This is a genomic window from Vreelandella olivaria (genome assembly GCF_023507745.1).
GTDB lineage: Bacteria > Pseudomonadota > Gammaproteobacteria > Pseudomonadales > Halomonadaceae > Vreelandella > Vreelandella olivaria_A.
This window is the reverse complement of sequence record NZ_JALPZO010000103.1, coordinates 1-527: the sequence shown is the minus strand read 5'-3', so window position 1 is coordinate 527 and position 527 is coordinate 1. Positions and strand designations below refer to the sequence as shown.

Below are 527 nucleotides of genomic sequence, written 5' to 3'. Positions count from 1 at the left end.
ACCTTGCTGGCTTCCTGCATCAGTTGGTCTTCTTCGGGACGGCATTGCAGGTTATCGGGGTCGCTGAGCACCACCATCGAGCCGGGTAGTACTACCTCGCCCAGGTGGCCATTAAGACGCTCGAACATCGCTTCCACCTCGGGGGTGGGCGCGGGGAGAATGTCACGTTTCAGTTCCGCCCGGGGTGTGAGTTTGCGCACGATAATGAAGCCGGGGGCAAGATCGCTGCTGGTATTGCCCTCGTCCCGCTGGGTATCTTCCGGCGTGCCCTGCGCCGCTGCTTGAAAGGAGGCGGTTTGTGCATTGCTGCGGGCGATCTCGGCGTTGAGCTCGGCCTCAACGTCGGCAGCCGACATGCGCTGGAATGAGATGCCCGGCCCCAGGGAGACTGAGGAGGGCGAGCCTGTGACAGCGCTCGATGACGCAGCCACATAGCCACCGCAGGAGGTGGCGCTGCCGTTGATTGCTGCCGGGGCGTCTTCCACCTCGAACCAGGCCGCTCCTGTGGTAATGGTGGCCCCGCATGA

The 527-nt window shown here is 63.6% G+C and carries 1 protein-coding gene; it reads right to left on the bottom strand.

Annotated elements, in window-relative coordinates; all coding sequences use genetic code 11:
- Positions 1 to 527: hypothetical protein (locus HP566_RS08145; protein ID WP_249976763.1), on the bottom strand; the 527-nt coding region annotated here is incomplete at both ends.